Raw genomic sequence first — 17,676 nt, forward strand, 5'->3', positions numbered from 1 at the left:
CTGTAGGAAAGCGGATTCGGCCATTGAGCCTCCCCCCGCAAGGGGGAGGTGGCGCCGAAGGCGACGGAGGGGGAGGAAGCACTCCGGCGAGAGGCGATAGGACATCGCCGTCCTCCCCCTCCGTCAGGCTGCGCCTGCCACCTCCCCCTGGCGGGGGAGGATTATTGGCTCAGACGTCCTCGACCATGCGCCGGTACAGCTCTGGCCTGCGGTCGCGGAAGAAGCCCATGCCGGCGCGGTGCTTGCGGGCGCGGTCGAGGTCGAGGGTGGCGGTGAGGACGCCGGTTTCCTCTGCGCCGAATTCGGCGAGGATGTCGCCCCATTCGTCGCAGATGAAGCTGTGGCCGTAGAAGCGCTGATCGCCCTCGGTGCCGATACGGTTCGAGGCGATGACGGGGACGACGTTGGATACGGCATGGCCGATCATCGCGCGGCGCCACATGCGGCTGGTGTCGAGATCGGCGTCATACGGCTCCGACCCGATCGCGGTCGGGTAGAACAGCAGTTGCGCGCCCATCAGCATCATCGTGCGCGCGGTTTCGGGATACCATTGGTCCCAGCAGATGCCGACGCCGAGCGCCGCGTCGTCGGCGGGGCCGTCCCACACCTTGAACCCGGTATTGCCGGGGCGGAAATAGTATTTCTCTTCATAGCCGGGGCCGTCGGGGATGTGGCTCTTGCGATAGACGCCCGCGACCTTGCCGTCCGGGCCGATCATCGCGAGGCTGTTGTAGAAATGCGGGCCGTCGGCCTCGAAGAAGCTGGTCGGGATGTAGATCTGAAGCTCGGCCGCGAGCTTCTGCATCGCGGTGACGGCAGGGTGGCTGGCGAGCGGCCTGGCGGTCGCGAACAGCGCCTCATCCTCGACCCGGCAGAAATATTCGCCTTCGAACAATTCGGGGGGGAGGACGACCTGCGCGCCCTTCCCCGCCGCCTCGCGCACGAGGTCGGTGACGTTGGCGATGTTCTGCGCCGTGTCGGTGGTGAAGGCGAGCTGGAGCGCGGCGACGGTAATCTGGGTCATGTGGGGTATTTAGGGGGTGTGGGGCGGGAGTGCACGGGGTTTTGCCGTAGCACTGGACAGCCGTGGCGGCGTGGCTGACTATGGCGCGTGCGCCTTATTCCTTGCCTCGCCCTCATTCCGATCCTTGCGAGTTGTGCTGAGCAAGACACTCCCGCCCCGCAATGCGCCACACCGTTTGCACACTGGCGAAAGCCAGCCGACGGTATGGACCATCATGCTCTGCCCAACCGGATCCAGGTTCGGGGGGATGGAAGTATCCGTTGGAACCGACAACGCATATCCGAGCAGACCTTGATCGATCGAATCAAGCTGGGTGGTGAAATGTTACCACGCCCGTTCCTGATTCTTGAGACTGACCCGGATGCTAGTTGTAGTGACATCGTCCGCGTCAGGGCGCTGATGAATGCCGGGTACTGCCGGGACAACTGGGCTTGCGGTGAGGGCGGGGGGCCTTGGCAGTCCGTCATGTTTAGCCCCGGGGCCAATACCTCTTCGGAGTTAGAAGACGTAGCGGACAATTTGGAAGAAGCTGCGGATAATGCTGCAATGGATGCGTCCACATATCAGCCAGACTAGATTCCCGCGTGTATCCCCGAACTTGTTCCGGGGTCCACCGGGCGGCAGGCGCATCGGTTCGACGATGAGCGGTGCGCTGGCGGCGGGGTGGACCCCGGCACGGGGCCGGGCTGACGTTGGGGGGCGAGGTGTGCTGATGGCTCACGGCCACGAAGAACAAGAAGAAGACCCTCCCCAACCCCTCCCGCGAGCGGGAGGGGCTTAAGAAGAAGGGATCGGGTGGTCACTTCGGAATCTGCTGCGAGATGCAGTGGAAGCTGCCGCCGCCCGTCAGGATATGGTCCGCGCGCAACCCCACAGCCTCGCGGCCCGGGAACAGCGCACCGATCGTTTCCACGGCCTTGCGGTCATTGGGCTGGCCGTAGACCGGGACCACCACCGCGGCGTTGCCGATGTAGAAGTTCATGTAGCTCGCCGGCACGACCGCATCGCCATGGATCACGCGACCGGGTGAGGGGATGGGGACGACTTCGACGCCAAGCGCCTCGGCGCGGCGTTTGGCGTCGGCGTAGACCAGCCAGTTGGGGTCGTTTTCCTCCGGCACGGGAATCGCCAGCCGGTTTTCGCCGACGAAGCGGGCGAGGTTGTCGACATGGCCATCGGTGTGGTCGTGGGCGAGGCCGTTGCCGAGCCATAGCACGCGGTCGAAGCCGAGATCGTCGCGCAGCCGCCGTTCCGCCTCACCCTGTGACAGGCCCGGGTTGCGGTTGCGGTTGAGCAGGCATTGTTCGGTGGTGACGACGAGGCCGGTGCCGTCCCAGTCGATCGATCCGCCCTCAAGCACCCAATCATGCTCGACCGTGTCGATTCGCTTCTTTGCGGCGAGGCGGCGGCCGATATCCTCGTCGCCGTCATATTCGTACTTCCCACCCCAGCCGTTGAAGCCGAAGGCGTGGCCGATTCCGGCGCTGTCGACGATCACGCCGGTGTCGCGCAGCCAGATGTCGCCGAACGGGGCGACCACCACCTTGGCCGTATCGCCGACCAGCAGCGATGCGGCGGCGGCGGCTTCGTCATCGGCGGCGACCAGCAGCACCTGTTCGCCAGCGCCCCCGGCATGGACCGCGCGCGCGAAGGCGGCGACCTCGGCCCGGGCAGCGCCGAGCGAGTCCCACAGATCGGGATGGCTGGGGAAACCGATCCAGACGGCCTTGTGCGGCGCCCATTCGGGGGGAAGGTGCGGCGTGGTCACGGTGTTACTTGGCTCCTGCGCGGGATTTATCGCGGGCGGCGCGGAATTCGTCGCCCTCGACCCAGTTGGGCCAGTCGGTGGTCATCGCGAGCATGCGACCGACGGCGTAATAGACCTGAAGATCCTTTTCCGCGCCCGCCCAGTTCCAGTTGGGATCGAACTCGTCCTTCGGGCCGTGATATTTGTTCTTTTCATAGTCCGCAGCGGCGGCGCGGCCGGCATCGCGGCCACCCTCGACCAGATCGTCGCCGGCGTCGAAATACAGCATCGGCACGCCATGCTTTGCCAGCATGAAATGGTCGGAGCGGTAGTAGAAGCCCTTTTCCGGGGTCGGTTCGGCATTGGCCATGCGGCCCTGCTTGGCGAGCGCGGCCTTGAGATAGGTGTCGAGCGCCGACTTGCCCATGCCCATGACGACGACGTTCTTGGCCGGGGGCGTCAGGTTCATCGCGTCGATGTTCACGCCGCCGACGGTCTTGGCGAGCGGATAGACCGGGTTGTCGCCATAATATTTGGAGCCGAGCAGGCCCGATTCCTCGGCGGTGACGGCGAGGAAGACGAGGCTGCGGTCGGGTGCGCCCGCGTCCTTGTTCGCCTTGGCGATCGCAACCAACGCGGCGGTGCCGGTGGCGTTATCGACCGCGCCGTTGCATATGTCATCGCCATCGGGGGCGGCTTCGCAGCGGCCGAGATGGTCCCAGTGCGCGGTGTAGAGGACGACCTCGTCGGGGCGCTTGGCACCGGGGAGGATGCCGATGACATTCTTCGACGCGTGCTTGCGGATTGTGTTGTCGAAGCTGACCGATGCCTTGACCTGCCCAAGCGGCACGGCCTTGAAGCCCTTTACCTTGGCCGCGGCGGAGAGCTTGTCGAAATCCTGTCCCGCGCTGGCGAACAAAGCCTTGGCCTTGTCGAGCTGGATCCAGCCATTGGCGGCGGTCTGGTCGGAATGGCCGTTGGCGGCGTCGGCGACCTGCTGTTCGCCGGTCCAGCTCGACTGGACGACGTTCCAGCCATAGGCGGCGGGTTGGGTGTCGTGGACGATCAGCGCGGCGGCGGCACCCTGACGTGCGGCCTCCTCATATTTGTAGGTCCAGCGGCCATAATAGGTCATCGCCTGACCGCCGAACTCGCCCTGCAGCCCGGCGGTTTCCCAGTCGGGATCGTTGACGAGGATGACGACGGTCTTCCCCTTCACGTCCACGCCGGCATAGTCGTTCCAGCCCTTTTCAGGCGCGTTGATGCCGTAGCCGACGAACACCACCGGGCTGTCCTTGACCGCGATGTTCGGGGTCACGCGATAGGTGCTGGCGACGAATTCGGGGCCGTAGTTGAGGCGCATCGCCTCCGTGCCGCCGGTGAAGGTCAGCGGCGAGACATTCTGCGCGGTGATCGCGACCAGCGGGACGTCCTGGAACCAGCTGCCGTTATTGCCGGGCTGGAGCCCCGCCTTCTGGAACTGGTCGACGAGGTAGGCCAGCGTCTTGGCCTCACCCGGCGTGCCCGGCGCGCGGCCCTCAAATGCGTCGGAGGAGAGCGTCTTGGTCGCTTCCTTCATCACGTCCATCGGCATGGCGGGGAGCGCGACGTCCGGCACCGCGGCGGTGTCGGAAGCGGTCGAGCAGGCGGCAAGGCCCAGCAGGGCGAGCAGCGCAAGGCGCATGGGGCATCGTCTCCACGGATACGAGTGATGCGGAGACTATTGGCAGGGGGCAGCGGTGGGGGCAAGCCGGGCGCACACGTCCCGGGGCTTGCCCGCGCCACGGAACACGCGATACTATTCCCGATAGGGGGAAGATATATGCTGCGATTATCGTTGGTTACCGCGCTTACCTGTTGTGGCGCGCCGGTGTCCGCGCAGCAATTTGACGCCGCTGCCGCATTTGGCGCGCGCGAATATGTCGAGCAGGCCAGCCTCTCACCGGACGGTCAGCGGCTTGCCTATGTGAGCCCCACCCGCGGTCAGGCATCGGCGGTCTATGTCGTACCGATCGACGGGTCGGCGCCACCAAAGGCGATCGCTGCCGTCGACGGCAAGCCCGAGCGGGTGGCGGGGTGCAATTGGGCGAGCAACACCCGATTGCTGTGCACGGTCTTTGGCGTGATCAGCATTGACGGGACGCTGACAGTTTCGACGCGCATCGCGGCGATCGACCATGACGGCGCGAATATGAAGGTGCTCAGCCACACGCGCGGGACCGGCGACCTACTGGGCTATGACACTTTTGGCGGATCGGTGATCGACTGGAATCCGGGCGTCGATGGCAAAGTGATGATGATGCGCCAATATGTGCCGGAATCGAGCACCGGTACCCGGCTGGCCCAGACCGCACAGGGGATCGGCGTTGATCTGGTCGATGTGTCGACGCTGCAGATCCGCGCCGTCGAGCAGCCAAGCCGCGATGCCGCTGAATTTATTACCGACGGCAAGGGCAACGTGCGCCTGATCGGGCGCAGCGCGTCCAAGGACTATTATACGACAGGCGTGCGCCATTACTCCTATCGCCGCGCGGGCAGCACCGCATGGCAGCCGCTGAGCAGCATCGGGCCCGATCGCACCGGGTTCGACCCCTATGGCGTCGATCCCACGCTCGATATCGCGTACGGCCTCAAGCGGGTCGACGGCAAGATTGCGGCGTTCTCCCTCGCGCTGGACGGCACGCTGGGCGAAAAGCTGGTGTTCGCGCACCCGGCTGTCGACGTCAGCGGGTTTGCGCGGATCGGGCGCAACCAGCGGATCGTCGGCGTCACCTATTCCACCGACGTGCCGTCGGTCGAATATATCGATCCGGGCATCGCACGGCTGATCCAGTCGCTGCAGAAAGCGATGCCGCATCTGCCGCTGGTGCGCGTAGTCGATTCGAGCGAGGACGAAAGCCGATTGCTGATCTGGGCGGGAAGCGATGTCGATCCCGGGCGCTTCTTCCTGTTCGATCGCACTGCCAAGTCGCTTCAGGAACTGGCGCTGTCGCGGCCGCAGCTGGAGAAGGTCAAGCTCGCGCCGATGCGGCATATCACCTATCGCGCCGCAGACGGGACGATGATCCCGGCCTATCTGACGCTTCCGACCGACGGTGGCACCAAGAATGTCCGCGCCATCGTCCTGCCCCATGGCGGCCCGGGCGCGCGCGACGATTGGGGGTTCGACTGGCTGACCCAGTTCTACGCCAGCCAGGGCTTTGCGGTGCTGCAACCGAACTTTCGCGGATCGGCGGGCTATGGCGACGCCTGGTTCCAGAAGAACGGGTTCCAGAGCTGGCGGACCGCGATCGGAGACGTGAACGATGCCGGTCGTTGGCTGATCAAGGAAGGCATCGCCGACCCGTCAAAGCTGGCCATTCTGGGCTGGTCCTATGGCGGCTATGCCGCGTTGCAGTCGGCCGTGTCCGAGCCCGGGCTGTTCAAGCGCGTCGTCGCGATTGCGCCGGTTACCGATCTCGATCGGCTGAAATCGGAGAACCAGAACTACTCCAACTATCAGGAGATCGTGCGGTTCGTAGGGAGTGGCCCGCATATCGACGAGGGCTCACCGGCGCGACACGCCGACAGCATCAAGGCGCCGGTGCTGATGTTCCACGGCACCCTGGATCGCAATGTCTCGGTCTATCATGCCGAATTGATGCAAACCCGCCTGAAAGCGGCCGGCGTGCAGAGCGAGCTGGTCGTGTTTCAAGGCCTCGACCATTATCTCGAAGACAGTAACGCGCGTACTCAGATGCTGCGCAAGAGCGCCGAGTTCCTGAAAACACCCTAACACGGTCGGCGTCCGCGGCGCCGCGCCGGTCATTCACCCAACGAAAAAGGGCGGCCCCGATGGGACCGCCCTTTTCTGTTTCGTCGCGAAGACCGGATCAGCGCGAGTAGAACTCGACCACCAGATTCGGTTCCATCTTCACCGGGTAAGGCACCTCGTCGAGGGCCGGCACGCGGGTGAAGGTGATCTTCGACGCGCCATCGGGTGCGATGTAATCGGGGATGTCGCGCTCTGCCAGGCTCTGCGCTTCCATCACCAGCGCCATCTCGCGGGCCTTGCTGCCCAGCTCGACGGTTTCACCGACCTTGATGCGGCGCGAACCGATGTTGCACTTCTCGCCATTCACCTTGACGTGGCCATGGTTGACCAGCTGGCGCGCGGCGAAGATCGTCGGAGCGAACTTGGCGCGATAGACGATCATGTCGAGACGCATTTCGAGCAGGCCGATCAGGTTCTGACCGGTATCGCCCTTCATCTTCGACGCGTCTTCATAGGCGCGCTTGAACTGCTTCTCGGTCACGTCGCCATAATAGCCCTTGAGCTTCTGCTTGGCGCGCAGCTGGATGCCGAAGTCCGACATCTTGCCCTTACGGCGCTGGCCGTGCTGACCGGGGCCATATTCACGCTTGTTGACGGGCGACTTGGGACGACCCCAAATATTCTCGCCCATCCGGCGATCGAGCTTGTACTTGGCGCTGGAGCGCTTCGACATGTAAAATTCCTACCAATTGCTACGACATTGACCCGGCCAGAACTGACCTGATCGCATTTCCGGTATCGCCTGTGCATGCGCACAGGGCCGCTGCTTCACCGGAGTGCAGGGCCGATTGCGAAGGCGCGCGCCTAGACCTGTGGCGCGCGCGAGTCAAGTTGGACAGCGTCAGCCGCCGGGCTGACCGTCACCACTGACGCGCTCGACATTGTCCATCGCCCGCGGAGCCGCGGGCGATCGTTCGCCCTGCTGACGCCATTGCTCCGCCGTCAAGCAGGTGCGCGGGGCGAGGCGGGTTCCGACCGCCTGCACGTCGCGGCGGCAGATCTTCTTTTCCTCGGCCGGCTTCTTCGCGGCAGGCGCGGCGTCCTGCGCCAGTGCTGGCACCGAGATCACCGGCGTGACGACGAGCAACAGCGCGCCAGGAAGAGACTTGAGTTTCATGGGATTCCTTTGGGCAGTATTCAGCGAAGATGCCGCAGCAACCCAATATGAACAAGGGATATATTCGCCGTCAGCTGCGGCTGCGCTTCTTGCCCTCAAGCGCCGAGAGCACGCCGCGCATCGTGCGCAGTTCCTGTTCGGTCCAGCCCGGTTTGGTCAGCAGGTTGCGCAGCGTGAGGCGCGTCACCCCGACGCGCTCGGGCGGATAATAATAGCCGCTGTCGCCGAGCAGCCGCTCGAAATGGCCGATCAGCCCCTCAAGCTCGGCCTGCGGGGCCGGCACGTCCAGCTCGGTACGCGGCGGCTGGACGAGGCCCTGCGCCTTTGACCATTCATAGGCGACGAGGATCACCGCCTGAGCAAGGTTGAGCGAGCCGAATTGCGGGTTGATCGGCACGGTCAGGATCGTGCGGGCGAGGTTGACGTCTTCGGTCGCAAGGCCCGAGCGTTCGGCACCGAACAGGATTGCGCACCGACCCGGCGCGGCATGGATTTCGGCCGCAGCCTCAGCCGGGTTCACGACCGGTTTGGTTACGCCGCGCTTGCGCACCGTGGTGGCATAGACATGCGGGCAATCGGCGACCGCGTCGGCGACGCTTTCAAACACCTGCGCGCGTTCGAGCACGACGTCCGCGCCGCTCGCCGCCGGCCCCGCCGACGGGTTGGGCCAGCCGTCGCGCGGCGTCACCAGCCGCATTTCGGTCAGCCCGAAATTGAGCATCGCGCGCGCCGCCTTGCCGATATTCTCGCCGAGCTGCGGGCGGACCAGAACGATGACCGGGTTCACTGCTTCCCGACCTCGCTCACATTGCTCGCAAATTCCTCGAAATCGCGCGCTTCGCGGAAGTCGCGATAGACGCTGGCGAAGCGGATATAGGCGACCGAATCGAGGTGCTTGAGCCCCTCCATCACCATCTCACCGATCCGTTGCGACGGGATTTCGGGGTCGCCCAGCGTTTCGAGCTGGCGTTGAATGCCCGAGACGAGCTTTTCGACCTGGTTGGCATCGATCGGCCGCTTGCGGCAGGCGAGCGAGACCGAGCGGATCAGCTTGTCGCGGTCGAACGGCTCGCGCTTGTCCTCGGACTTGAGGACGAACAGCTCGCGCAGCTGGATCCGCTCGAACGTGGTGAAGCGCGCGGCGCACGCCTCGCACTGGCGGCGGCGACGGATTGCGGCGCCGTCCTCGGTGGGGCGGCTATCCTTTACCTGACTCGCCTCGTGGCCGCAGAACGGGCAGCGCATTAACCCCTCTCCCCTTCAGGGCAGGGGGTGGCCGAGCGAAGCAAGGCCGGGAGAGGGGGCTGAAGGAGAGCGCATCGTGCATGCCCCTCTCCCCGGCCCTCTCCCCTGAAGGGGAGAGGGAGAAGGTACATCATGCCTCCGGGTAGATCGGGAAGCGTTCGCACAGCGCGCGGACGCGCAGCTTGACCGCTGCTTCGACCGCCGGGTCGCCCGCTTCGCCCTTGGTACGCAGCCCTTCGAGGACATCGGCGATCATGTTGCCGATCTCGCGGAATTCGGCGACGCCGAAGCCGCGCGTGGTGCCGGCGGGCGAGCCGACACGGATGCCGCTGGTCTTGGTCGGGGGCAGCGGATCGTTGGGGATGCCGTTCTTGTTGCAGGTGATGCCAGCGCGCTCCAGCGCCTCATCGGCATCCTTGCCGGTGACGCCGAGCGGGGTCAGGTCGATCAGCGCGAGATGGGTGTCGGTGCCGCCCGAAACGACCGCCGCGCCGCGCTCCTTGAGCGTCGCGGCCAGCACCTTGGCATTTTCGACCACCGCCGAGATATAGCCCTTGTAATCCGGGCGCAGCGCTTCGCCGAACGCCACCGCCTTGGCCGCGATCACGTGCATCAGCGGGCCGCCCTGCATGCCGGGGAACACCGCCGAGTTGAACTTCTTGGCCAGCGCCTCGTCATTGGTGAGGATCATGCCGCCGCGCGGGCCGCGCAGCGTCTTGTGCGTGGTGGTCGTCGCGACATGCGCGTGCGGGAAGGGCGAGGGATGCTGGCCGGCAGCGACGATGCCGCTGAAATGCGCCATATCGACCATGAACAGCGCGTCGACCTTGTCCGCGATCGCGCGGAAACGGGCGAAATCGATCACGCGCGGATAGGCCGAGCCGCCCGCGATGATCAGGCGCGGCTTATGCTCCAGCGCCAGCGCCTCGACCGCGTCATAGTCGATCAGGTGCGTGACCGGATCGACGCCATATTGGACCGCGTTGAACCACTTGCCGCTCATCGCCGCCTTGGCGCCGTGCGTCAGGTGGCCGCCGGCATCGAGGCTCATGCCGAGGATCGTGTCGCCCGGCTTGACCAGCGCCAGCATCACCGCGCCATTGGCCTGTGCGCCCGAGTGCGGCTGAACATTGGCGAAGCCACAGCCGAACAGCTGCTTGGCGCGCTCGATCGCCAGCGTCTCGACCGCGTCGGACGGGTGGCAGCCCTGATAGTAACGCTTGCCGGGATAGCCCTCGGCGTACTTATTGGTGAACACGCTGCCCTGCGCTTCGAGCACCGCTTTCGACACGATGTTTTCCGACGCGATCAGTTCGATCTGATATTGTTCGCGCTCCAGCTCTTCGGCGACGCCGGCGAAGACTGCCGGGTCGGCATCGGCGAGATTGCGGGTGAAAAAGCCGTCTGGCTGAACCTGAGCGAGCGTCTGGGGATTGGTGCTCATCGCGCGGATCCTTTGTCTGGTGGCCGCCGACGGGCAGGTGCGGGCGACCTGTCGCGCACGCCCTTATGCGCTTGGCCGCGATTAGGCCAGATGCGATTGTTGCATGCCGCCCCAAGAAGCTGTTGAAAGCGGACATGGCCGATCCCGACTCCCCCACCCGACCGCCCGCCGCCCGTTTGCTGGGGCTGGCCGGGCTGCTGCCGCAGCTTGCCGCGCTGGGGGCGGTGCTGGTCGGGCCGGAGGCGTGGTTCTTTCCGGCGCTGGCGAGTGGCTATCTCTATGCGGTGCTGATCTTCAGCTTTCTGGGTGGGACCTGGTGGGGGCTGGCGGCGCGGACTGCGCAACCGCCGGGCTGGTGCTATGTCGTGGCGGTGCTGCCCTCGCTGATCGCACTGGCGAGCGCGGTGCCGTGGATGACGGGCGATCCCTGGCCACAGCCGTCGCTGATGCTGATCGGCATGCTGATCCTGCTCTCACCGCTGGTCGACCGTGCGCTGACGCGGGCGGGGATGGCGCCGGAGTGGTGGCTGGGTCTTAGAGTGCAGCTGTCGGTGGGGCTGGGCCTGACGACGCTCGCGCTGGGGATCGTGCCAGCGCCCTATTAAATCTGCGGCGCGGTCAGCTTGTCGACGCGGCGCTGATGGCGGTCGCCGCCGAACTCGGTGGCGAGGAAGGCAGTGACGCACGCTTTCGCCATTTCGATCCCGATCAGGCGGGCGCCCATCGCGATGACATTGGCGTCATTATGCTCGCGCGCGAGCGTGGCGGAGAGTGGTTCGGAGACCAGAGCACAACGCGCGGCGGGGTTGCGGTTGACCGCGATCGAAATGCCGATGCCGCTGCCACACAGTGCGATGCCGCGCTCCGCGCTGCCATCCGCAATCGCGGCGGCGAGCTTGTAGCCATAATCGGGATAATCGACGCTGGCGCCGCTGTCGGGCCCCAGATAGGCGACATCATGGCCGGCATCGCGCAGCCAGTCGGCGAGCGCCGCCTTGAGGTCGATCGCGGCGTGATCCGAGGCGATGGCAATGCGCATGGGGAGCGGTTCCGGCGTTGAGGCGAAGTGATGGCGCTCTCTATTGCAGCCGCGACCGAATGGCTACACCATAGGCCGAACCTGGCTTGTGTGGAGTGAACAGCGTGCGCGTGATGGTTGTTGTGGGCGTGGCGGCATTGCTGTCCGGATGCGGCGCGAAACTCGATAACGCGCAGGAGGCGGCGCTGGTCGAGAACGCGATCGCCAATGCCGAAGCGGTGGCCGAAAATGTGACGCGCGAGGCGCGACGCGACCGGCTGGCCGAGCGCGCGCCGGTGCGTGACGCATGGGTCGGCAAATGGATCGGGGTCGAGGGCTTGGTGCTGGAGATCGCCAAGGGCGATGCGCCGGGACGCTATCGCATCACCAACACCTGGAGCGTCGATGCGGGCGACAGCGGGACGTTCAACGGACGCGCGAGCGAGGATGGCATCGTGTTCCGCCGCGGCGAATCGCGGGTCGAACTGGTCGCGGGCAATGGCGATGCCACGGGCCTCAAATGGCTGGCGGGCAAGAAGGACTGCCTGATCGCCACCCCGGGCGAGGGATATTGCCGGGATTGATCGATGACGGTTGCGTGACGCTGATGGTCATGCAGGTGACACGCAGCCGCCATAAGCGCGCGCCGAGGGAAGCACCTTTCCCCGGGGAGCCAGTCCGATGGGTTCGAACGCAAGCCAGCCGCGCAACGGGGCCGTGCGCAATGCCGTCCACCGCCATGAGCATCTGAGCAAGGAAGGGCTGCTCGAACGCGCCTTTACCTTCGCGTTCCGAGGGCTGGTCTATGCCCAGATCTGGGAAGACCCCGAGGTCGATATGGAGGCGCTGGCGATCACGCCCGATTGCCACATCGTGACGATCGCGAGCGGTGGGTGCAACGTGCTGTCGTACCTGACCGCCAACCCGGCGAAGATCACCGCGGTTGACCTCAATACCGCGCATATCGCGCTGAACAAATTGAAGCGCGCGGCGGCGGTGCATCTGCCCGACCATGCCGCATTCCATCGCTTCTTCGCCCAGGCCAACCGGCCGGAGAATGTCGCGGCCTACAAGCAATGGCTGCGCCCGCATCTCGATGACGCGACGCGGCGTTACTGGGAGGGCCGCGATCTGGCAGGGCGGCGGCGGATCAGGGGCTTTGCCGGAGGGTTCTACAAGCGCGGGCTGCTCGGCGGATTTATCGGCGCGGCGCATCTGCTGGCCAAGCTCTACCGCATCGACCCGCGCGAGCTGCTCGCCGCGAAGAGCGTGGAGGAGCAGCGCGCGATCTTTGAGAGCCGCCTTGCCCCGGTGTTCGACAAGAAGTTCGTGCGCTGGTTGATCGACCAGCCGGCGTCGTTGTTCGGCCTTGGCATCCCCCCCGCGCAATATGAGGCGCTGGCGGGCGATGATCCGCGCGGGATCGGCGCGGTGCTGCGCGGGCGGCTGGAGAAGCTCGCCTGTGATTTCGACCTGTCGGACAATTATTTCGCATGGCAGGCCTTCGGGCGCGGCTATGGCGAGGGCGCCGACGCGCCGCTGCCGCCCTATCTGCGCGCGACCAATTACGCGCTGGTCCGCGACCGCGCCGAGCGGGTCGAGGTGCGGCACCAGAATTTCGTCGAGTATCTGGACTCGATGCCCGACGCGTCGCTCGACCGCTATATCCTGCTCGACGCGCAGGACTGGATGACCGATGCGCAGCTCACGCGGCTGTGGACCGCGATTACGCGAACCGCGAAGCCGGGTTCGCGGGTGCTGTTCCGCACCGCTGCGGCGCCGACGCTGTTGCCGGGGCGCGTGCCCGACGCGATCCTCGATCGCTGGGACTATGCCGAGGCGGAATCGCTTGGCTTTACCGCACGCGACCGTTCGGCCATTTATGGCGGCGTGCACCTTTATCGCCTCAAGCCGTGACCGCGGAATCCGGTCATGCCGGGCGCATGGACGCGGTCTATGCGATGCAGCGGCACATCTATGACGCGACGCGCAAATATTACCTGCTCGGGCGCGACCGGCTGATCGAGCAGCTCGCGCCGCCGCCGGGTGGGACGGTGCTGGAGGTCGGGTGCGGGACTGCGCGCAACCTGATCCTCGCTGCGCGCCGCTGGCCGCAGGCGCGCTTCTATGGCGTCGATATTTCCGAAGCGATGCTGGAGACGGCGCGTGCCAAGGTCGCCAAGGCCGGGCTGTCGGATCGGATCACGCTGGCACAGGGCGATGCCACGGCGTTCGACCCGCAGACCCTGTTCGGGGTCGCCGCGTTCGACCGCGTGTTTGCGAGCTACACGCTGTCGATGATCCCCGACTGGGTCGGCGCGATCACGCAGGGGGCACGCGTGCTGGCGCCGGGCGGGGTGCTGCACATCGTCGATTTCGGGCAGCAGGAGCGGATGCCGCATTGGTGGCGGCGGATGCTGTTCGGGTGGCTCGCGCGGTTCCATGTTACCCCGCGCCGCGAACTGCCGGTGGCGCTACGCCATGTCAGCCGCGAGCAGGGGCGCGATTTCGGGTTCGAGACGCTGCTGCGCGGCTATGCCTGGGCCGGGACGATCCGCGCTTAGTCCTTCCAGCCCCATGGCATCGGCGGAGTCGCGATCGGCTTGGTCAGGTCGAACTCGACCCGGAAATGGCGGCCGGGGCGGCGTAGTTCATAGGCGAAGCGCGTCGGCGTCACCTCCATCGCCCAGACATTGGTGACCGATACGGCGCGATCATTGGCGCGGAACAGTGCGATCGACTCGGCGTCGACCGGAAAGTCCTGCCGCTCCGGCGTGCCCGGGGTCGTGGTGTCGCCGCCATACATGGTCAGCACGTCGCTGGTGCCGTCCTGATGCCGGTGGTCGTGCTTGAGCCGGACGCCGGTCGCGGCGCGGGTGAGCACCCAGGTGCGCGAACGATCCTCCCCGACATGGAAGGGGATGCGGACGCGGTCGGTCTCGCACGCGGCAACGTGCATCACCAAAGGCTTGCCCGCGAAGCTCGCATCGGCCGCGTCGGTGGTGACGACGCGCCCGGCATAGGCCTTGCCGCAATGCGCGGCGAGCGCACGCATGAAGCGGTCCTGCGGCTCGGGCGCACGCCCCTGCCCCGCGCATCCGGTCAGCGCGAGCGCGGCGGTGGCGAACAGCGCGGCCCTCATTTCCCACCCCGCGCCTGCTTGCGCATCGACCCGCGCATGAAGCGCGCGGCGAACCACATGCGGCGCGCGGTCTTGCCGACCAATGTGTGCAGCTGGTCGCCATGCACGGCTTCCCAGGCGAGGCGTGCCGCCTCTTCGACCGGGGTGAACTCCAGCCGCGCCGCCTTGACCCGTTCGCGCATCGTCGAATTGCTGCCCACCGGCAGGCCATCGAGGATCGCGGTGTCGATGAAGCTGGGCATCAGCGCGCGGACGCGGATGCCGTCGGAGACCCATTCGCCGTCGAGCGATTCGGTAAAGCCGCGCACTGCAAACTTGGTCGCCGAATAGATCGCGACCCCGCCAGTGCCATAGATGCCCGCCGCCGACGCGGTGTTGAGCAGGCAGCCGCCGCTGGCTTTCAGATATTTATGCCCGGCATGCGCGCCCCACACCACGCCCATCAGGTTGATGTCGACGCAGCGCTGAAGCTCATCCACCGGCGTCGCGGCGAACACCCCGCCGACGCCGATCCCGGCATTGTTGAACAGCACATCGAGCCGCCCGCCGCTCGCCGCAGTAAACTCCGCCAGCGCGCCGTCCCACGCCGCGCGGTCGCGCACGTCGAGCATGTGGCAGGTCACCGGCGCGTCGCCGAGCAGCGCCGCGGTTTCCGCCATCCCCGCCTCGCTGATATCGGCAAGCCCGACGCGCCAGCCGCGCGCGGAAAAGTAGCGAGCGACCGCACGTCCGATTCCCGAGCCGCCCCCGGTGATGAAAATCGCCTGCATGGCGCCCTCCCCTATGTTTTTGACCTTGGGTGGATCATTCCCCATCATGCGCCCCGATGCCAGCGCAAACCGGCCCGTCGATCGCCCTGCAGGGTGTGTCCAAGTCGTTCGGGGCGATCCGCGCGCTCGATTCGGTGTCGTTGGAAATCGCAGCGGGCAGCTTTGTCGCGCTGGTCGGTCAGTCCGGATCGGGAAAATCGACGCTTCTCAAAGCGATCAACCGGCTGATCGAGCCCGATAGCGGCGCAGTGGCGATTGACGGCGCGGATGTGCGGGCGGGGCCGGCGCATCTGGTGCGTCGCCATATCGGATATGTCTTTCAGTCGATCGGGCTGTTTCCGCACATGACTGTCGCCGAGAATATCGCGATCGGCCTGCGCATCGCGGGAGAGCGCGATACGGCCGGGCGAGTCGTGGAGTTGCTGGCGCTGGTCGATCTGCCGGGCGATGTCGCCACGCGCATGCCGGATCAGCTGTCGGGCGGACAACGTCAGCGCGTCGGCGTGGCGCGGGCGCTGGCGACGCAGCCGGGATGCCTGTTGATGGACGAACCGTTCGGTGCGCTCGATCCGGTGACTCGCGACGAACTGGGCCGCGCGGTGCGGGCGCTGCACGACCGGCTGAGGCTGACCACGCTGATGGTCACGCATGACATGGCCGAGGCGCTGCTGATCGCCGACCGGGTGCTGGTGATGCAGGGCGGGCGGATCGTCGCCGATGCGACCCCGGCGGCATTGGCGCGCGGCGAAGGCGGGGCGGAGGCGCAGGCGCTGATCGCGGTGCCGATGCGCCAGGCCGACGCGCTGGAGGCGCTGAAGGTATGAGCACCGCCTTTGCCCGCGTGCCCGAATTGATGGCGAGCCATTTGCTGCTGGCGATGGCGGCGCTGGCGCTGGGGATCGCGATCAGCCTGCCGCTGGCGGTCGCGGCGGCGCGGCACCCGCGATTGGGGCGCGTCGTGCTGGGCGCGGCGAGTCTGATCCAGACGATCCCGTCGCTGGCGCTGCTTGCCTTATTCTATCCGGTGCTGCTGGCGTTGCGCGGAGTGGTCGGCGAGTGGGTGCCGGCGCTTGGCTTTCTCCCTGCCCTGCTCGCGCTTACGCTCTATGCGATCCTGCCGGTGTTGCGGAATGCGACGACGGCGCTGGTGACGCTCGATCCGGCGCTGCGTGAGGCAGCCGACGGCGTGGGCATGACTGCGCGGCAGAAACTATGGCTGGTCGAGGCACCGCTGGCCGCGCCGGTGGTGATGGCGGGCATCCGCACGGCGGCGGTGTGGACGATCGGCGCGGCGACTTTGTCCACCACCGTGGGGCAGCCGAGCCTGGGCGATCTGATCTTTGCCGGATTGCAGACGCAGAATTGGGCGCTGGTGCTGGCCGGGTGCGTCGGCGCGGCGGCGCTGGCGATGGGGGTCGATTTGATCCTGAGCGTGGCCGAGGGCGGCATCCGCAACCGCATGCCGATGCTGGTGCGGATGAGCGCGGGGACGCTGCTCGCCGCGATTTGCGCCGCCGCTTTTGCGCTCGCGCCGGCGGCGGGCGGGCAGACGGTGGTGGTGGGCGCAAAGGGCTTTTCGGAGCAGTTCATCCTTGCCCGGCTGATCGGCCAGCGGCTGGAGGCGGCGGGCTATCGCGTGGAGTATCGCGAGGGGCTGGGGTCGGCGGTGGCGTTCGGTGCGCTCGCGGGGGGCGATGTCGATGTCTATGTCGATTATTCGGGGACGATCTGGACCAACCAGATGCAGCGCAGCGATGTGCCGCCGCGTGAGGCGATCGTCGCGGGCGTCGGCGACTGGGCAAAGGCCGAACATGGCGTCGGCATGCTCGGGTCGCTGGGATTCGAAAATGCCTATGCCTTTGCGATGCGCGGCGAGGATGCTCGGCGGCGCGAGATTGTGACGCTGGCCGATCTGGCGGCGCAGGCACCGGGGCTGGACCTGGCCACCGATGTCGAATTTCTGGAGCGGCCCGAATGGCGCGCGGTGCGCGATGCCTATGGGCTGCGCTTCAAGTCGGCGCGGCCGTACCAGCCGACCTTCATGTACCGTGCGCTGGCGAGCGGGCGGGCGGACGTGATTCCGGCTTTCTCCTCCGACGGGCGGATCGCGGCGGACCGGCTGGTCGTGCTGGACGATCCCAAGGGCGCGATCCCCGGCTATGACGCGATCCTGCTGGTCGCGCCGGAGCGGGCGGAGGATGCGCGGTTCGTGGCGGCGCTGCGTCCGCTGGTCGGCAAGATTCCGGTCGCCGCGATGCGCGAGGCGAATTTGATGGTGGACCGGGACGCGGACAAGCGCACGCCGGACGAAGCGGCGCGGTGGCTGGCGGCGAAGCTGGGGCTTTGACCAAACCC

18 protein-coding genes are annotated in these 17,676 nt (G+C 66.5%); 7 read left to right on the forward strand and 11 right to left on the reverse strand.

Translation table 11 applies throughout. From position 1 onward, the window contains the following. Window positions 1-169 precede the first annotated feature (169 nt). From aguB to VGN66_RS00975, 3 genes are all read right to left on the reverse strand, one after another. The gene (gene aguB, locus VGN66_RS00965) at window positions 170-1,024 is read right to left on the reverse strand and encodes an N-carbamoylputrescine amidase (RefSeq protein WP_327516993.1); all 855 of its coding nucleotides are present in this window, start codon (window positions 1,022-1,024) and stop codon (window positions 170-172) included. A 799-nt stretch (window positions 1,025-1,823) separates the two neighbouring features. After that, window positions 1,824-2,792, reverse strand: a complete 969-nt coding sequence (locus VGN66_RS00970) for an agmatine deiminase family protein (RefSeq protein WP_327516994.1) — start codon at window positions 2,790-2,792, stop codon at window positions 1,824-1,826. A gap of 4 nt (window positions 2,793-2,796) precedes the next feature. After that, window positions 2,797-4,455, reverse strand: a complete 1,659-nt coding sequence (locus VGN66_RS00975) for a M28 family metallopeptidase (protein WP_327516995.1) — start codon at window positions 4,453-4,455, stop codon at window positions 2,797-2,799. Window positions 4,456-4,608: 153 nt separating this feature from the next. On the opposite strand from VGN66_RS00975, the gene VGN66_RS00980 reads away from it, so the two are divergent. Then, window positions 4,609-6,546: a S9 family peptidase gene (locus tag VGN66_RS00980; protein ID WP_327516996.1), complete on the forward strand. Its 1,938-nt coding sequence runs from the start codon at window positions 4,609-4,611 to the stop codon at window positions 6,544-6,546. A 97-nt stretch (window positions 6,547-6,643) separates the two neighbouring features. On the opposite strand, the gene rpsD is transcribed toward VGN66_RS00980, so the two are convergent. The 5 genes from rpsD to glyA all read right to left on the reverse strand — a co-directional run bounded on the left by rpsD (window position 6,644) and on the right by glyA (window position 10,391). Then, complete coding sequence (gene rpsD, locus VGN66_RS00985) at window positions 6,644-7,258, reverse strand: 30S ribosomal protein S4 (protein ID WP_327516997.1); 615 nt, start codon at window positions 7,256-7,258, stop codon at window positions 6,644-6,646. A 168-nt stretch (window positions 7,259-7,426) separates the two neighbouring features. Then, on the reverse strand, window positions 7,427-7,702 hold the full coding sequence (locus VGN66_RS00990; RefSeq protein WP_327516998.1) for a hypothetical protein: 276 nt from the start codon (window positions 7,700-7,702) through the stop codon (window positions 7,427-7,429). 70 nt (window positions 7,703-7,772) lie between these two features. After that, window positions 7,773-8,489 (reverse strand): RNA methyltransferase, encoded by a 717-nt coding sequence (locus tag VGN66_RS00995; RefSeq protein ID WP_327516999.1) that lies wholly within the window; start codon window positions 8,487-8,489, stop codon window positions 7,773-7,775. After that, the gene (nrdR, locus tag VGN66_RS01000; protein ID WP_327517000.1) at window positions 8,486-8,947 is read right to left on the reverse strand and encodes a transcriptional regulator NrdR; all 462 of its coding nucleotides are present in this window, start codon (window positions 8,945-8,947) and stop codon (window positions 8,486-8,488) included. The genes VGN66_RS00995 and nrdR overlap by 4 nt, the downstream gene beginning before the upstream one ends. Before the next feature lie 130 nt (window positions 8,948-9,077). Continuing rightward, complete coding sequence (gene glyA, locus VGN66_RS01005) at window positions 9,078-10,391, reverse strand: serine hydroxymethyltransferase (protein ID WP_327517001.1); 1,314 nt, start codon at window positions 10,389-10,391, stop codon at window positions 9,078-9,080. Window positions 10,392-10,525: 134 nt separating this feature from the next. Here glyA and VGN66_RS01010 point away from each other — a divergent pair, with 134 nt between their 5' ends. Then, the gene (locus VGN66_RS01010) at window positions 10,526-10,996 is read left to right on the forward strand and encodes a DUF3429 domain-containing protein (protein ID WP_327517002.1); all 471 of its coding nucleotides are present in this window, start codon (window positions 10,526-10,528) and stop codon (window positions 10,994-10,996) included. On the opposite strand, the gene rpiB is transcribed toward VGN66_RS01010, so the two are convergent. Continuing rightward, on the reverse strand, window positions 10,993-11,430 hold the full coding sequence (gene rpiB / locus VGN66_RS01015; RefSeq protein WP_327517003.1) for a ribose 5-phosphate isomerase B: 438 nt from the start codon (window positions 11,428-11,430) through the stop codon (window positions 10,993-10,995). The genes VGN66_RS01010 and rpiB overlap by 4 nt on opposite strands. Window positions 11,431-11,543: 113 nt before the next feature. Here rpiB and VGN66_RS01020 point away from each other — a divergent pair, with 113 nt between their 5' ends. The 3 genes from VGN66_RS01020 to VGN66_RS01030 all read left to right on the forward strand — a co-directional run bounded on the left by VGN66_RS01020 (window position 11,544) and on the right by VGN66_RS01030 (window position 13,973). Next, window positions 11,544-11,993 carry a hypothetical protein gene (locus VGN66_RS01020; protein WP_414713176.1) on the forward strand — a complete coding sequence of 150 codons (450 nt, stop codon included), beginning with the start codon at window positions 11,544-11,546 and terminating at the stop codon, window positions 11,991-11,993. Window positions 11,994-12,090: 97 nt separating this feature from the next. Further along, window positions 12,091-13,326 (forward strand): DUF3419 family protein, encoded by a 1,236-nt coding sequence (locus VGN66_RS01025; protein WP_327517005.1) that lies wholly within the window; start codon window positions 12,091-12,093, stop codon window positions 13,324-13,326. Between the two features lie 26 nt (window positions 13,327-13,352). After that, window positions 13,353-13,973: a class I SAM-dependent methyltransferase gene (locus tag VGN66_RS01030; RefSeq protein ID WP_327517557.1), complete on the forward strand. Its 621-nt coding sequence runs from the start codon at window positions 13,353-13,355 to the stop codon at window positions 13,971-13,973. Here VGN66_RS01030 and VGN66_RS01035 read toward each other — a convergent pair. Together VGN66_RS01035 and VGN66_RS01040 are read right to left on the reverse strand one after the other, a co-directional pair. Continuing rightward, window positions 13,970-14,551 carry a hypothetical protein gene (locus VGN66_RS01035; protein WP_327517006.1) on the reverse strand — a complete coding sequence of 194 codons (582 nt, stop codon included), beginning with the start codon at window positions 14,549-14,551 and terminating at the stop codon, window positions 13,970-13,972. The genes VGN66_RS01030 and VGN66_RS01035 overlap by 4 nt on opposite strands. Continuing rightward, entirely contained in the window at window positions 14,548-15,321 is a 774-nt protein-coding gene (locus VGN66_RS01040; RefSeq protein ID WP_327517007.1) for an SDR family oxidoreductase, read from the reverse strand. The genes VGN66_RS01035 and VGN66_RS01040 overlap by 4 nt, the downstream gene beginning before the upstream one ends. 56 nt (window positions 15,322-15,377) lie before the next feature. Between VGN66_RS01040 and VGN66_RS01045 the strand changes: the two genes are divergently transcribed. Both VGN66_RS01045 and VGN66_RS01050 read left to right on the forward strand, forming a co-directional pair. Beyond that, window positions 15,378-16,145 (forward strand): ATP-binding cassette domain-containing protein, encoded by a 768-nt coding sequence (locus VGN66_RS01045; protein ID WP_327517008.1) that lies wholly within the window; start codon window positions 15,378-15,380, stop codon window positions 16,143-16,145. After that, a complete protein-coding gene (locus VGN66_RS01050; protein ID WP_327517009.1) occupies window positions 16,142-17,668 on the forward strand; it encodes an ABC transporter permease/substrate-binding protein in 1,527 nt (508 codons plus the stop codon). Before VGN66_RS01045 ends, VGN66_RS01050 begins: the two co-directional genes overlap by 4 nt. Window positions 17,669-17,676 lie beyond the last annotated feature (8 nt).

The organism is Sphingomonas sp., assembly GCF_035998645.1.
Lineage (GTDB): Bacteria > Pseudomonadota > Alphaproteobacteria > Sphingomonadales > Sphingomonadaceae > Sphingomonas.

What these genes read in the sequence shown, in the direction of transcription:
- VGN66_RS01035 (WP_327517006.1), bottom strand. Translation starts at nt 14,551, where the DNA reads ATGAGGGCCGCGCTGTTCGCCACCGCCGCGCTCGCGCTGACCGGATGC.
- glyA (WP_327517001.1), bottom strand. Translation starts at nt 10,391, where the DNA reads ATGAGCACCAATCCCCAGACGCTCGCTCAGGTTCAGCCAGACGGCTTT.
- aguB (WP_327516993.1), bottom strand. Translation starts at nt 1,024, where the DNA reads ATGACCCAGATTACCGTCGCCGCGCTCCAGCTCGCCTTCACCACCGAC.
- VGN66_RS00975 (WP_327516995.1), bottom strand. Translation starts at nt 4,455, where the DNA reads ATGCGCCTTGCGCTGCTCGCCCTGCTGGGCCTTGCCGCCTGCTCGACC.
- VGN66_RS00990 (WP_327516998.1), bottom strand. Translation starts at nt 7,702, where the DNA reads ATGAAACTCAAGTCTCTTCCTGGCGCGCTGTTGCTCGTCGTCACGCCG.
- VGN66_RS01010 (WP_327517002.1), top strand. Translation starts at nt 10,526, where the DNA reads ATGGCCGATCCCGACTCCCCCACCCGACCGCCCGCCGCCCGTTTGCTG.
- nrdR (WP_327517000.1), bottom strand. Translation starts at nt 8,947, where the DNA reads ATGCGCTGCCCGTTCTGCGGCCACGAGGCGAGTCAGGTAAAGGATAGC.
- VGN66_RS01025 (WP_327517005.1), top strand. Translation starts at nt 12,091, where the DNA reads ATGGGTTCGAACGCAAGCCAGCCGCGCAACGGGGCCGTGCGCAATGCC.
- VGN66_RS01020 (WP_414713176.1), top strand. Translation starts at nt 11,544, where the DNA reads ATGGTTGTTGTGGGCGTGGCGGCATTGCTGTCCGGATGCGGCGCGAAA.
- rpsD (WP_327516997.1), bottom strand. Translation starts at nt 7,258, where the DNA reads ATGTCGAAGCGCTCCAGCGCCAAGTACAAGCTCGATCGCCGGATGGGC.
- VGN66_RS01030 (WP_327517557.1), top strand. Translation starts at nt 13,353, where the DNA reads ATGGACGCGGTCTATGCGATGCAGCGGCACATCTATGACGCGACGCGC.
- rpiB (WP_327517003.1), bottom strand. Translation starts at nt 11,430, where the DNA reads ATGCGCATTGCCATCGCCTCGGATCACGCCGCGATCGACCTCAAGGCG.
- VGN66_RS01050 (WP_327517009.1), top strand. Translation starts at nt 16,142, where the DNA reads ATGAGCACCGCCTTTGCCCGCGTGCCCGAATTGATGGCGAGCCATTTG.
- VGN66_RS01040 (WP_327517007.1), bottom strand. Translation starts at nt 15,321, where the DNA reads ATGCAGGCGATTTTCATCACCGGGGGCGGCTCGGGAATCGGACGTGCG.
- VGN66_RS01045 (WP_327517008.1), top strand. Translation starts at nt 15,378, where the DNA reads ATGCCAGCGCAAACCGGCCCGTCGATCGCCCTGCAGGGTGTGTCCAAG.